Genomic DNA, 14,733 nt, shown 5'->3' with positions numbered 1-14,733 from the left:
CGTTACGCTTTCGTCTGGATTTTATTTTTAACACCCGTTTCAAAGGGTACTGTTATGAGATTATTTAAAACACCGGCCTGTTGTTAATTATTATTACCCTTCTCAGCGCTTTTTCAGTTCGTACTGAGACTATTTTGAAAAAATTCAGTGCAGGCTGAAAATACCAGTAATAAGTTCGCGCCCCGTGGCAACAACCCTACCGCACCGACTATTACCCGGCGGCGCTACCTGTCACAAGTGGGTGAGTTATTGTTTATAAATAACTGAATATATTAGTAAAATAAGTTAAGGTCGAAGGGTTCTCATGGTGAAAAAGGCGGCAACTGGATTTGCCCTCTATGAGATGGCAATCAAAGATGCCTGCAATGAAAGGAAAACCTTTGGGGGTTATAACGGGGTAGCGGCGTGGCGATCCTTTACGGATCATAAATTAACTGGGCGCCGGTTATATCGCAGCCATTACTGACAGGCATAACAGGAGAGTTATTTCTGTGCCGGCTATTCTGCCGCTGGCGTCAATCATTCAGGGTGAGATGGCTATTCAGATGACCTCTGTTCCGGGTGTACATAATAACGTGAACCTTTATTTTCCTGGTCGCGATCTCATCTCTGCTAGCCAGGGCGGCATATTTAACCCGACATCGCCATAACAGACCTCTCACTCAGGTTCAGGGTTTCGCCTTCGAAGCGGTGACGCAAATCTGCATAACTTTCGCATCCGACGATCTGTTCAACCGCTGCAGAATAGGCGTCCATTGCGCAGCGCATCTGTGTCAGGTAGTCGTGCGTATCATAGACCCGATCGATGCCTTCCAGTGCATGGTTCATAATTTTCCTGGCCACATCGTTAGGGGTATCCAGCGCGGAAAGTTTGGAGCGTGCCGTCCGGCGTAAATCACGTGGCGTAAAAGGCTCCAGACCCAATCCACGCGGGGCGCGTATCATACGGCGTAATGCCTGATTCAGCGCGCCTTTCGACAGTGGTTGTTGAGGATCGCGTGGAGCCGGAACCAGCCACGGCGAGTCATGATCGGCAGCCTGCATCAGTGCATCAATGCACATCCGCATCAACGGAGAAATCGGCAGAATATGTTCCCGCTGCGATTTATTACGGGTGCCCTGTTTCCACAGGCCGAGCGCCAGATCAAATTCCGCTTTCTGCGCCTGCACGATTTCATCTGGCCGACGCGCGCTAACCAGACACAACCGCAACGCCCAGCGCGCCTGCTCTGATAACGCCCAGTTATCCAGTCCATGCCAGAATACCCAGATTTCCGCATCCGTCAGCTGCCGACTGCGCGGTGGCGTTGCGCGCCCGGCAACATCACGTTTTTTCATTGAGGCGATCGGAGAGTGATCAAGATAGCCCTGCATTTCAGCCCAGGCGAGGAATTGCTTGGTCAACGCAAATACCCTTCGCGCCTCCTCTTTCTTGCCGTCAGCAATCAGTATGTTATAGAGGCGGTTGAGTCGTAAGCGGGTGATCGATTTAAGCGGTTGGGATCCAATGTTCGGCAAAACATGTTTCAGCAGTGATGATACGGCGATTTCCGGGCGGCGGCGGCTGATCAGCAGAGATAATTTTACCCAGACTTTCATCACCTGCTCGACTGAGCCTTCGTCACCAAAATTATCGAGTTCACCTAATGAGGCTGCTCTGACCTGATCAAGCCAGACCAGTACATGGCGGCCAACATGAGGTGAACGTAATTCTGTTTGCGTCACAATGATCCTTTTTCTGTTCTGAGCAGGCTGCAGAGTGACACATTCTAACGGCATACCCTTTATGACTCCAGACCTAATAAGTCTGGAGTCATAATGCCGCGTTCTGGTGAAAACTAACGAACTTAGCGAGGTGTTTGTCCGAAGCGTTTATTGACAAAAATGGACGCTTTCTGCTGTGGCTTGATACAAGGAGCAACAGAGTTACCGCGTTTTTCGCCAGGGGGCTTCTATGCCTGCACTGTTCGTTATCTCTGGAGGCAACACGTTAAACGGCCCTGCCCCGAACTGATGAATTAGTCGGCGATTGTTAAGGAGTGTAAAGATGACTGCGCTTTATATACAATGATAACCATTCTCATTATCATACGCATTTGATTACATACCTTAACGATTCAGGGAGACTTTCTAAGTGAATGTAACTATGCATGTCCGGAAGCGCCCCGTTGCGCTGCTGCTGGCGGGAATATTAAGTTCTTCCGCCTCTGCCGCGAACGACGCTGAGACAGAAATGCTGGCCGATGACCAGACCATGCTGGTCACTGCTGAACAGGAGTTAAAGCAACAGCCTGGCGTCTCGGTGATTACTGCGCAGGATATTGAAAAGAACCCGCCGGTAAATGACCTGTCCGACATCATCCGCAAAATGCCGGGTGTTAACCTGACCGGCAACAGTGCCAACGGTGTACGCGGCAATAACCGCCAGATCGACATTCGCGGCATGGGACCGGAAAATACCCTGATTCTGATCGATGGTGTACCGACTACCTCAAGAAACTCAGTACGTTATAGCTGGCGAGGCGAGCGGGATTCGCGTGGGGACTCTAACTGGGTACCGGCGGAAATGGTTGAGCGTATCGAAGTGATCCGGGGTCCGGCTGCTGCCCGCTACGGCTCAGGTGCTGCCGGGGGCGTGATCAATATTATCACTAAGCGCCCGACGAATGACTGGCATGGGTCACTGTCGCTGTTTACCAATCAGCCGGAAGATGACAAAGAAGGCGCTACCCGCCGTGCCAACTTTAATCTCAGCGGACCGCTGGCCGGCGACGCGCTCACCATGCGTCTCTACGGCAACATCAACAAAACCGACAGTGATGCTTTTGATATCAACCAGTCGCAGAACGGATCTGCTGCCGCCGGACGCGAAGGGGTGCGCAATAAAGATATCAATGGCGTACTTTCCTGGAAACTAACGCCGTTACAGGTGATTGATTTCAGTTACGGTTATAGCCGTCAGGGCAACATCTATGCCGGTGATACTCAATACAGCAACGGTGCGGGCAATGCCCTGATTGAATCGCTGGATGGTTCAGAAACTAACCGCCTCTATCGTCAGACCTATGGCATTACCCACAATGGCATCTGGGATTGGGGCCAGTCGAAACTCTCCTTCAATTATGAAAAAACCAACAATACCCGCCTGAACGAAGGAACCGCTGGCAGCGGTGAAGGACGGATTAACAGCACGACGTTCTCAACCAGTCGATTCGAGAGTTACCGTGCTGCTGGCGAAGTCAGTTTCCCGCTGGAAATAGTGCGGGAACAGACGGTGACGCTGGGTGCCGAATGGAACCGTGATGAGTTAAACGATCCCAACTCAATGAATGGCACCAGCGCACCGAATGTGACGATTGGTGATGTGAGCGGCGATGCGGGCGCCCGTAACAGTAAAAACAGCGCCACGCTGAGTTCACTCTATTTCGAGGATAATATCGCCGCCACCGACAGTACGGAGGTGATACCGGGTCTGCGTTTTGACTATCACGATACCTTTGGTGCGAACTGGAGTCCATCGCTCAATATTTCCCAGGGACTGGGCGAGCACTTCAAACTCAAGGCCGGTATCGCCCGTGCGTTTAAAGCCCCTAATCTTTATCAGTCAACAGAAGGTTATTTACTGGCGACCCGCGGCAACGGTTGTCCGATCGGTATAGCGACCGGCAGTTGTTATTTACTGGGCAATGAGAATCTTGATCCTGAAGTCAGCGTAAATAAAGAGCTGGGCATTGAGTTTAGTCAGGATGGCTATATCGCCGGGATGACCTGGTTCCGTAACGATTATAAGAACAAAATCGTGGCCGGTACCGAGCGGATTGGTTTTGCCTCCAACGGCAATAATATCCTGCAATGGAGCAACGGCGGTAAGGCAGTGGTAGAAGGTCTGGAAGCAAATATGACCATTCCACTGGTACGCGATGCGCTGGAATGGCGGACCAATGCGACCTATATGATTGAGTCGAAGGATAAGAAGACCGGTAATCCGCTGTCGATCATCCCGGAATACACCATTAACACGATACTCGACTGGCAGGTAACACAGGATTTTTCCACCAGCCTGAACTGGACGATGTATGGTCGTCAGAAACCGCGTGAAAATGCAGAATCGCGTACTGAGGCCAGTTCACTGTCGACACGGGAAGTCGGTGCCTATTCGGTATTTGGGCTGAATCTTAACTACGACGTTACCAAAAATCTGCGCGCCAATGCCGGGATCAATAACCTGCTGGATAAGCGTATTTACCGTGAAGCTGAGGGTGCATCAACCTACAACGAGCCGGGCCGCGCCTATTACGCGGGTCTGACCCTCTCTTTCTGATTGCGACAGGCGCTTCCGTCAGGAAGCGCTTTTTCCTGATAGTGCCCCTCTATGAAATCTTCCTGAGCCTTTTCACAGAGAGAATTTTACTTACCAGAGTGACGCTGTCACAGAAAAAGTGCGGGAAATGTTGACCTAGGGGGTCCTGTACGAAATAACGCAATTCTGAGGATGATTATATTACTGACGAGCAGCAAGGTAGCACTGATTTGCGCCATTATAAGGAAGGAAAAGCTGACTGGATGGCCTGGCTCAGTGAGCCAGGCTCGGGTTATTAACGTACCAGATGCAGGAAGTGCAGATGTTTTTCGTACTGGTCAAGTATATCGTTGATAATCTGCTCCTGAGTCCAGCTCATCACATCGTAATCCTGTCCGCCCTCTTTCAGATATACCTCCGCACGGTAATAGCGGTGCTCTTCTTTTTTCTCATCGCCTAATCCGGCAAGGGCAAAAGTGGGCTGGATATACGAGCGGAGGCGAACTTCATAAACAAAATTGAGTTCATTTCCCAGATCGACTTCAAAATGCACACGATCGTCAGCACTGTCATTAATATGCGAAACGGTGCTTTGCTTAAGCAGTTCACCGCTGACCATATGCATGGCCGGCTGAATAACTTCATTCATAAAGCGTTTCACATTTGAACGCTTGGGAAAATAAGCAATATTCCTCAACCGGCGTTGCCAGGAAATCGGGTTTCGTGAGGCCGGCGAGGCAATGGTGGTGATTTGCTTACTTTCGCGTTTGTAATAATCAATACGTAGTGCTTTGAAAAGCCCATATATCGACGTCAGAAGTATAATGGCAAAAGGCAATGCACTGGCGATGGTGACCGTTTGCAATGCTTTCATGCCGCCAGCCAGCAGCAGAACGATAGCAACAACCCCCATCATCGATGCCCAGAAAATACGCTGCCAGACAGGCGTGTTATCGGTGCCTCCTGACGCTAACGTATCAACGACCATCGCGCCGGAATCAGCGGAAGTCACGAAAAAGACGACGACCATGGCCATAGCAATAAACGACAGCACTGAGCTGAAAGGGAAATGCTCAAGAAAATTAAACAACGCGAGGGTCTGATCGGATTGTACGGTTTCCGCCAGGTCACGCGCGCCCTGACTCATGATCAGCCAGATAGCGCTGTTACCGAAAAACGTCATCCACAGCAAGGTGAAACCGGCTGGCACAAACAATACGCCGGTAACGAACTCACGGATGGTTCGTCCACGCGAAACGCGAGCAATAAACATCCCGACGAAGGGAGACCAGGCCAGCCACCAGCCCCAGTAAAACAGTGTCCAGCCCCCCAGCCACTTGCTGGATTTGGGCTCATAGGCATACAGATTAAAGGTCTTGTTTACTATTTCGGAGAGGTAACCGCCGGTATTCTCAACAAATGACTTCAGCAGCAGAACCGTTGGGCCCATCGCACCCACCAGCACCAGCAAAAGAACAGCCAGCGTCAGATTAATCTCTGAAAGGATGCGGATCCCTTTATCCAGTCCGGACACCACCGATAAGGTGGCGAGGCCGGTAATAACCACAATCAGTATCACCTGTATGGTTTCGTTAACCGGGATCCCGAAGAGATGGTTCAGCCCGGCATTCACCTGCAGGACACCATAACCCAGCGAAGTCGCCACACCGAGCACGGTACCGATAACGGCAAAAACATCGACGGCATGCCCTATCGGCCCGTAAATTTTATCGCCAATAATCGGATAGAGTGCCGAGCGCAGTGTCAGCGGCAGGCCGTGGCGATAACTGAAGAAGGCCAGTATCAATGCAACGATGGCATAGATTGACCAGGCATGCAGTCCCCAGTGAAAGAACGTGATGCGGAGTGCTTCCTTGGCGGCCTGAACACTCTCCGGTGTACCGGATGGCGGTGCCATATAGTGCATTACCGGCTCTGCCACGCCAAAGAACATCAGACCTATGCCCATACCCGCTGAAAACAGCATGGCAAACCACGAGACATAGCTGAAATCGGGTTCAGAATGATCGGGGCCTAGCTTGATGTCACCAAACCGGGAGATGCCCAGATAGGCGACGCTCATGAGTATCAGGGCAACAGTCAGAATATAGAACCAGCTGGCATTAGCGAAGATGCCGCTTTGCAGCGCGCTGAGCTGTTTGTCAGCTTGTTCAGGAAAAAGAGCAGCAAAAGCAACGATAATAAATATCAATATGGCGGAGCTGTAAAACACCGGCGGATTGATTTTACTTCGCTGAGTGTGCTCGGTTATTTTTGGTTGAGACATAAAACCTCTCTGCTTGACCATTTCTGAATGTAACGGCCATTATGACAGAGCATATGAAAATTTCAGGGAAGGATCGGATTTTATGGTTTTTTTTCCCCTGTGCAGAAATATCATCGACAAAGCGCGTCATCATCATTGCTGTTTTGAGCTTGCTTTACCGGAGCCTGGAGACACCCGACATATCTGCGGAAAGATCATTACAGAAACACCTGCTGCTGATTCATTCGGATGAATAGTTTCATAGAGAAAGCTGGCTGATAGTATTCCATAGTGAAGCGGCTTCAGCCTGAAAAAGGAATGAAAAATGACCTCAAAATGGCGCTGGTTGCTTCGTCAGTTAACCCGCAAACTCTGGTTCCGCACTTCGCTTTTTGCCATTCTGGCAGTCATCACGGCGCTGGTCTCTGTTGTACTAAAAAACGTTATTCCTCCGCCTGTTTCAGGGCTTATCGGTACGGATGCGGTGGATAAAATTCTGGGTATTCTGGCTTCCAGCATGCTGGCGGTGACCACTTTTTCGCTGAATATTATGGTTTCAGCTTATAACGCTGCCAGCAGTAGCGTAACGCCGCGAGCCACCCGGTTGCTGGTTGAAGACACCACGACCCAAAACGTACTGGCAACCTTTATTGGCTCTTTCCTCTACAGCCTTGTTGGCATCATTGCGCTGAGTATGGGTGTTTACGGCCGGGAAGGAAGAACGGTGCTTTTCTTTGTCACACTGTTCGTCATCGTTCTGATTATTATCACTCTTCTTCGCTGGATACAGCACCTTGCGCAGTTTGGTCAGATGGGCGAAACCACGCAGCGTGTGGAAGATGCCGCACGGAAAACGCTTATCACGCGGATGAATAACCCGCTTCTGGGTGCAAATTTATGGCATCAGCAGCCGGTTTCGGAAGATAACGCCACTGCATTGTTCGTCAAGGAGGTGGGCTACCTGCAGCATGTCGACATAGAAGCGCTTGCTGATTACGCTGACACACATTCTTTGTCGATATTTCTTGCCCGCCAGCCCGGGGAGTTTGTCCATCCGGCTGAACCTGTGCTGTGGCTGTTTCCGGCGCAGCCTGAATTCAGTGAGGAACGGCTGATTAATGCCTTCACGGTCAAAGCGCAACGCTCATTTGAGCAGGACCCGCGCTTTGGTTTTTGTGTTCTCTCTGAAATTGCGTCAAGAGCGCTGTCGCCTGCAGTAAACGATCCTGGTACTGCCATCGACGTCATCGGACGCGGCGTCAGGCTGTTATCGTGCTGGCCTGAAGAAACCGCCCGCTCTGCCCTGACCTACCCGCGTCTTTTTGTCCGGCCCGTTGAGGCCAGTGATCTGTTTGATGACTTTTTTACCCCTATCGCCCGGGACGGTGCTGGAATCATTGAAGTGCAGATTGTTTTACAGAAAGCGCTTAACGCATTAGCGGCAATGAATCCGTCAGCCTTTGGTGACTGCGCGCGCCAGCATGCAGAGCAGGCAATGGCGCGCGCAGAGAATATGCTGGGGACAGAACACGAAAAAAGCAGGTTAAGAAAATTTTCCAGCACCGAATACAAACGCTGAACCGACAACTATTTGCCTCGCAGGCACGACTGTGGTTGATGATCAGCTGTTTCTGCCCATCCAAATCATGCCCGATAAACAGTGCTCGTTGCGTGATCTTATAACCTGTGTCATTTCAGATTCAGGAAAAATGAGCGCGAACAAGGGCTACCCTCAACAGGCCAGCAAGAAACAGCGGCGATTCATTCCTCAGGTGCCGGAAGCGGGCATGACTGATATCCCGACACGTTAATCACGGGGATGCGGACCGGTGTGGACTGTGCCAGTTTGTCGCTGTATCAGGATTGAGAAGCATCATTAATATTCATGATTAACCTGGGCTTTGTACGGTTTCCAGGCCATCGTTAATGCCATATCCGGTTGACTGCCCCTATTCAGAAACCATCTTCTATACTCTGTTACGTTTAGTTAATTTTGCTGCTGTTCATCGTGCTGCGTTGTTTTTTTTATCACCGCCTTGCCTGAAAGCAGCTGCCTGAACCCATCAATACGCCATATTTATACTTGTTCATTTTAACGGGGACGTCCTGATATGTCGCAATCTCAACCCTCACGCCTGGGCAGCTTACTGCTGCTGCTGGCAGCCGTGATCGGCTTCGTGGTGGCTTTATACGCGTGGCTGACACCTCTCACCGGTGTTACCGATACTATCGGTGCACTGGGAGTGGCCATCGCCAGCGCCGTGCTGGCGCTACTGACTTTTATTTTACGTGGCGCATCTCGTCGCGGCGCGCGCACTTCCATGATTGTTATCATTTTTCTGGTGTTATTCGCGATTGGTTTTGCAGCTGCGCTCCTGCATCAGTACATCATTACAGCAGCAATGGTGGTCGGCCTTATTGGTTTAATTACGCTGAGCCGCAATTCCGTTCGTCACAATCATCGCGTCAGAGCCTGAGGAGCTGCCCGTGCATAATGATCACTACTCTCCCTTAATGAAAGTCAGCATCACGGCGCTGGCATTACTGTTCATACCGGTGACGCAGGCGCAGAAGCAGGATAACGCTGCTGAAGCCTCTATGGGTACGCAGGAAAAACTTAATGTGGATTCGGCCAATCAACAGGCGCCGGGAACCACTGAGACCACTGACGATGCGTCCACCGGCAAGCGTGACGGGCAGAAAGTCGAGTCAGCCAGTCACGCCGCGAGCCCACTGGTGCCCTCTTCAGCCACCTGGGACAGCTTCCATGGTCAGCTTAACGCACAGAAATATAGCCCGCTGAAACAGATCACTGCGGATAACGTTAGCAAGCTAAAAAAAATCTGGGAATTTCATACCGGAGATGTCTCAGATGGCAAAGGTGACACCCCTGCCACCGTCTGGTCAGCAACGCCAATTTTTGCCAACCAGACGCTCTACATCGGTACTCCGTTTGATCGTCTGATTGCGCTGGACCCTGGTACAGGTAAAGAAAAGTGGCACTATGACACCAAATCCTCGCGCAAAGCCCTGACGCAGCCGGTACTGAAGAACCGTGGGGTCTCTTACTGGCAAGCCCGGCAACCGGCTACCGGACAAGCGTGTCAGAAGATCGTCTATATGGGGACTGTTGATGGCAAGCTCTTTGCGCTGGATGCCGATTCGGGTAAGCCATGCAGTGACTTTGCTGACAACGGCATGCTGGATCTTAATCAGTGGAACACGGTTAACGCCAAATACCCGCTATCTGTGCTGCAGCCGCCTACGGTCGTCGGCAACCACCTGCTTATTGGCTGGGCTGGCAAAGACTGGGCTTATGCTGAAGCGCCTCCGGGCACCGTCTTTTCAATTAATGCGCAGACTGGCGAACGCGAATGGACTTTTGAAGCCATCCCGGCAGAAATCCGCCAACGCACGGGTACCGCCAACGTCTGGACACATATGTCTGCCGATGAGGCTCATGGACTGGTCTATCTGCCGGTCTCATCGCCGTCTCCCAACTACTGGGGCGGTAACCGCGTCGATCCGATTCCGCTCGGCACTTCTACCACCGCGCTGGACATCAATACCGGTAAAGTGGTCTGGTCTCGCCAGTGGGTGCATCACGACGTATGGGATTACGATATCAACTCGGCACCTACGCTGATGGATATCACCGTCAACGGCAAAAAGATCCCGGCACTGATTCAGGCGACCAAGCAGGGCTTTCTGTTTGTTGTGAACCGTCTGACGGGTGAGGATGTCTGGCCTATTGAAGAACGTCCGGTGCCTCAGGGTGATGGTTCGGTGCAGGGCGAAGTGCTTTCGCCAACACAGCCATTCCCGACAAAACCTGCGCCACTGCTCGATCAATCGAAAAAACCAGAGATCTGGAAACTGGCGGATATAGTGGGTGCCGGCCAGTGTTCACGGCTATGGGATAAGCTGACCTATGAGGGCATGTACACGCCACCAACCACTAAGGGCGAAGGGACGTTAACCTATCCGGACAGTGCCGGGGGCGTTCAGTGGGGCGGTGTAGCGTACGATCCACAAAAACAAATTGCGGTCGTTAACACCTCACACATTGTGCAGTATGTGAAGCTCTATAGCCGCGAAGATTACGAAAAAGCGGATAATGGTTCCGGCAACGAAAGCGGTTTTGCACCTCAGGAAGGAGCGCCTTACGGGCTACGTCTGATGGTGGCCAATAACTGGCTTGGCATGCCGTGCTGGAAGCCACCCTTTGGTGAAATCGTGGCGCTGGATATGCACACGGGTGACGTAAAATGGCGTCGTCCGGTTGGCGCTTCGCAGCAGTATGGCTTCTTTATGCCGGAAAGCTGGGGCTCACCCACCATCGGCGGCCCGGCAGTGACAGCGGGTGGCGTGATCTTTATTGGTGCCTCAATGGATGCCAAAGTCCGCGCCTACTCGGTGGATAATGGGGAAGAGCTGTGGTCCGATCAGGTTGAAGCACCAGCGGTAGCGAATCCGTCGGTCTATGAGTATAAAGGCCGTCAGTATGTCGCGTTTGTCGCAGGCGGCAATACTATCCTGAAGGATCAGGTGGGCGACCAGGTGGTGGTTTACGCGCTGCCTGAGTAGTCGTGCATAAAAACGTTAATGGAAACAGAATGGGGCTCAGCGCCCCATTTTTTTGTCTCCGGCCCGGCGTCCGTAATGCACAGAGACTTTCGCCCTCCGCCAGCCGCTGCACCCGCTTCAGGTCCCACTGTACCCGTCTGAATTATTTCCCCCTCCGATTGCCAGAATGCGCGGAATTAATGAAGTGCGCCCTTTCCGCTTACATTTTGCTGAGCTGTGCCTGATTTTGGCGTACTGCTCCCTGGTACGTGCATGGTTTTTCTTTTCAGATTCATTTTTAACCGACCCATATGAGCCCGGGCCCTTTCAGAGATGACGACGGCAATGCCGAACAACCGGCGTTCAATGCCAGGACCGTCAGAGATTATCCAAAGAGAGATAATGAGATTCAGGTAAAGATAATCCCACCCGCGTAATCGACAGTTAACAGGCTTTGTCGTCCGTATTTGCTAAAGGCGGACTTTGTTATGGCTGGCATTTTGAACAAAGACGCAGTGCGACCAGATTCTGCTATCAGTAAACGCAGGTGCTTCAGGTCAGCGATACCAATGAGTAATCACAATGCCCTTGCTGCTCTTCGTCCATCTTTCTGGTCAGTGAAACCGGTTAATCGGCCAACGCCTCAGCGCTGATATTTTTGTGCGCCAGTGACGCTTACCGGGGCAACGCATGTGAGAGATGTTTGACGGGTGAAAGCAATACCGGGATACGGCCACACGGCGGAGAACGATCTGCTGATGGTAAAACCGGCTGCATCCGGCTCTTTTACTGGACATGATGTATTTGAGGGATGCAGCCTGGGGTGAGGAGACCCTTTATTTCAGTGGTTCCGCCAGCGTTATGATCAACAATTCGCTATCAGACTCGGGTTTCTCCAGCGGCTTCACGCCGATAGTGGTTGCCACTGGCTTATCATCTACCGTAAGCATTCCCTGTTCATTCACCCGATAATCCTTGCGCTTCTTACCTTCAACCGGATTTTGCATAACCGCTTTCACGCCGAAGTCATTGTCATTGGCGACCGCCAGCGTTGTATTGTCGATCAGCGCCAGCCCTTCGGCCTTTTCCTGCTGCCAGCCGAGTTGACGTAAATCGACCGCCAGCGTTTTAGCGGCGAGCTTTATGCCGCGCTGCGCCAGGGTTTTCTCGTCGTCAAACTCCGGGTACTCGCCAGGCTTATCGAAAGCGGCAAGATCGGTAGCCTGGCTGATATCCACCTTATAGATAAGGTTGCGCATCGCGTCGTCTTTGCCGCTGCCTTGTTCAATCAGCAGGATATGTTGATTATCGATCGCCACGATATCGCCAATTTTCGCGTCACTGTTTTTAGCGTAAGCCGCGCTGTCGATGGGGTAACCATACATCGCGGTTTTCCCGGTCGCCGGGTCGTAGCTAACCAGGCGGGTAAAGCGCGCCTGCTTTTTACTTTTACCGTCGATATCCAGCGTGCTCTGTACCGCGGCGATAATACGCCCATCCGGCATGCGGGTGAGCCCTTCAAAGCCACGATTCGGCTGGCGCCATTTAATAACGTTCGGCAAACCCCCTGCGATCGATTTCTCTCCTTCCGCGGCCTGTGGTCCGTGAATCGCCAGGATCTTGCCGTGCTGATCAACGTTAATCAGGAACGGGCCATATTCATCGCAGAGCCAATATCCGCCCTTCCCGTCCGTTGTAATGCCTTCGGTATCCAGACCCCGGTTGTCGCTATGCAGCACTTTCAACGTGTCGCTTAGCGCTATTTCGTTGGTGGAGCCGATAATGCCATCCTGTAGCGGTAATCCGTTAATCTCGCCCTTTTCGTCGTGCAGCGGTCGGGCATCCGTGGCTACCGCTTTGCCATTCTGCACCCGAATTGTCAGCAATAGCGGGGCGAAGTCTGGCGTGACGAAAATTTTCGCCTCCTTTTTTCCCCTATCAGGCGAGTCAGCATTCGGCCCTCGATCGGTGACGGTCACGAAGGTGAGCGCATCGCCCTGCTTGCCGGTAAACAGCAAACCGGATCCGATCCCCACCGGCAACCCATTCGGAAACGCGCTGGCGAACGCGCCGCTGTAGCTCACCCGCGTACTTTCGGGAAAACTGACGATAGCGTGCTGGGTCTGCGGTTGCGCCGCTAGCGTTGATAAAGAGAGCGCACAACCCATAACCAGAGGAATAATTTTTCTTTTCATATTGTTAGCGTCCGTGAAGGGAATGCAGCATCGTAAAGATTAAAAATGACAGAAAAATGATACCCGGGTAAATACAGGCGGCTAACAGGTTGATTTTACCTCTGTTAAGACGCTGGATGGTGAGGTGATGAATCTATCTTGACCCATGATGTTATATCGACCACTTTTTAATAACTGCGTTTGCTGTCAGCGTTAATACACTCTGTATGTTGCAGCTAAATCTCGTTATAAAAAACCAGACGGAGAACGATATGAATGATAAGCACGTATTGCTGGTCGGTGCTGGCGGCGTCGTTGGCTTTGCCGCTCATGATTCCTTCCATAAAGCGGGCTGGAAAATCACTACCCTTGGGCGTTCGGCGCACAGCCCTCACCCTTCTGCTCATATCAGCGCTGACCTGACCTCTTCAGAAGATCTTAATCAACACCGTGAAGCGTTTGAAACAGTGACGCATATCTTTTACGCGGCATTGCGGCAGGATCCTAATCCGGGCGTGGAGGCGGATATCAATGCGCTGATGTTTGAAAATCTGATTGGCGCGGTACGATCGTCAGGCAATTCGCTGAAACATATACTCTTTATTCAGGGCGGAAAGGTTTATGGTGCCCATCTGGGCGTCTACCGTACCCCTGCACGGGAAGAGGACAGCCGTCATTTTCCGCCGAACCTTTATTTCCGGCATGAGGACTATGCGAGAAAAATTGGCGATGAAGGCATCGGCTGGACGGCACTGCGCCCGGATATCGTCATTGGTCACTCATTCGGATCGCCCATGAACCTGGGAAATTTGATCGGCGTATACGGCACCATTTGCCGCGAAACGGGAACCGCTCTGCATTTTCCCGGCCCGGATGACGCTTATCGCAATACGCTGGTGAACATCACTGACAGCCGCATCCTTGGTCAAAGCGCGGTCTGGGCCGCCGAAAAAGCTAAATTCGGCGCGTTTAATATCACAAATGGCGACGTTTTTCGCTGGTGTCACGTCTGGCCGAAACTGGCTGACTGGTTCGGTGTTCCGGTTGGCGAGGCGCAGCCTGTCTCGCTGAGCGAACGTCTCAGCGCGCTAAAGCCTCTCTGGTCATCCATTGCTGATAAGGCACAACTGCAAGAGCGCGATATCGACAAGCTGGCGTTAGGTGCATTTGGTGACTTTATCTTCCATGTTGAGAAAGATGCCATATTTGACGTCACCAAAGCGCGCCAGCAAGGGTTTGACGCTATGATCAAGCGCTCGGATGAGGTGTTGATTGAACATCTGGAAGCGATGCGAAGCAGCAAACTTATTCCCTGAGACCTCAGGCAGCCCGTCGTCAGGCAGGCTGCCGTTTGACTTTGTGACCCGTTTGGTAACGGCGGAATAATATACCATTAAGTAAGCGAGTCGCAGGGGATGCGATCCGCC

At 51.9% G+C, this 14,733-nt stretch carries 10 protein-coding genes; 7 read left to right on the top strand and 3 right to left on the bottom strand.

What is annotated here, in order from left to right; genetic code table 11:
* Positions 1-434 precede the first annotated feature (434 nt).
* Complete coding sequence (locus tag ACLIBF_RS21515; protein WP_448310722.1) at positions 435-650, top strand: hypothetical protein; 216 nt, start codon at positions 435-437, stop codon at positions 648-650.
* Here the strand turns inward: ACLIBF_RS21515 and ACLIBF_RS21510 are convergent.
* Positions 631-1,779 (bottom strand): tyrosine-type recombinase/integrase, encoded by a 1,149-nt coding sequence (locus tag ACLIBF_RS21510; RefSeq protein WP_448310579.1) that lies wholly within the window; start codon positions 1,777-1,779, stop codon positions 631-633. The two genes, ACLIBF_RS21515 and ACLIBF_RS21510, sit on opposite strands and share 20 nt — an antisense overlap.
* Before the next feature lie 367 nt (positions 1,780-2,146).
* Here ACLIBF_RS21510 and ACLIBF_RS21505 point away from each other — a divergent pair, with 367 nt between their 5' ends.
* Positions 2,147-4,321 carry a TonB-dependent siderophore receptor gene (locus ACLIBF_RS21505; protein WP_448310721.1) on the top strand — a complete coding sequence of 725 codons (2,175 nt, stop codon included), beginning with the start codon at positions 2,147-2,149 and terminating at the stop codon, positions 4,319-4,321.
* Between the two features lie 274 nt (positions 4,322-4,595).
* Here the strand turns inward: ACLIBF_RS21505 and ACLIBF_RS21500 are convergent, their stop codons facing one another.
* The gene (locus ACLIBF_RS21500) at positions 4,596-6,587 is read right to left on the bottom strand and encodes a BCCT family transporter (protein ID WP_448310578.1); all 1,992 of its coding nucleotides are present in this window, start codon (positions 6,585-6,587) and stop codon (positions 4,596-4,598) included.
* A 304-nt stretch (positions 6,588-6,891) separates the two neighbouring features.
* Here ACLIBF_RS21500 and ACLIBF_RS21495 point away from each other — a divergent pair, with 304 nt between their 5' ends.
* The 4 genes from ACLIBF_RS21495 to ACLIBF_RS21480 all read left to right on the top strand — a co-directional run bounded on the left by ACLIBF_RS21495 (position 6,892) and on the right by ACLIBF_RS21480 (position 11,153).
* The gene (locus ACLIBF_RS21495; RefSeq protein ID WP_448310577.1) at positions 6,892-8,145 is read left to right on the top strand and encodes a DUF2254 domain-containing protein; all 1,254 of its coding nucleotides are present in this window, start codon (positions 6,892-6,894) and stop codon (positions 8,143-8,145) included.
* Positions 8,146-8,176: 31 nt separating this feature from the next.
* Positions 8,177-8,377: a hypothetical protein gene (locus ACLIBF_RS21490; protein ID WP_448310576.1), complete on the top strand. Its 201-nt coding sequence runs from the start codon at positions 8,177-8,179 to the stop codon at positions 8,375-8,377.
* Between the two features lie 300 nt (positions 8,378-8,677).
* Positions 8,678-9,043 carry a hypothetical protein gene (locus ACLIBF_RS21485; RefSeq protein WP_448310575.1) on the top strand — a complete coding sequence of 122 codons (366 nt, stop codon included), beginning with the start codon at positions 8,678-8,680 and terminating at the stop codon, positions 9,041-9,043.
* Positions 9,044-9,080: 37 nt separating this feature from the next.
* Positions 9,081-11,153: a pyrroloquinoline quinone-dependent dehydrogenase gene (locus ACLIBF_RS21480; RefSeq protein ID WP_448310720.1), complete on the top strand. Its 2,073-nt coding sequence runs from the start codon at positions 9,081-9,083 to the stop codon at positions 11,151-11,153.
* 815 nt (positions 11,154-11,968) lie between these two features.
* On the opposite strand, the gene ACLIBF_RS21475 is transcribed toward ACLIBF_RS21480, so the two are convergent.
* Positions 11,969-13,327: an esterase-like activity of phytase family protein gene (locus tag ACLIBF_RS21475; RefSeq protein WP_448310574.1), complete on the bottom strand. Its 1,359-nt coding sequence runs from the start codon at positions 13,325-13,327 to the stop codon at positions 11,969-11,971.
* A gap of 251 nt (positions 13,328-13,578) precedes the next feature.
* Here ACLIBF_RS21475 and ACLIBF_RS21470 point away from each other — a divergent pair, with 251 nt between their 5' ends.
* On the top strand, positions 13,579-14,622 hold the full coding sequence (locus ACLIBF_RS21470) for an SDR family oxidoreductase (protein WP_448310573.1): 1,044 nt from the start codon (positions 13,579-13,581) through the stop codon (positions 14,620-14,622).
* Positions 14,623-14,733 lie beyond the last annotated feature (111 nt).

The organism is Pantoea sp. PGP6 (assembly GCF_053474785.1).
This window is presented reverse-complemented; position numbering and strand designations above follow the sequence as displayed.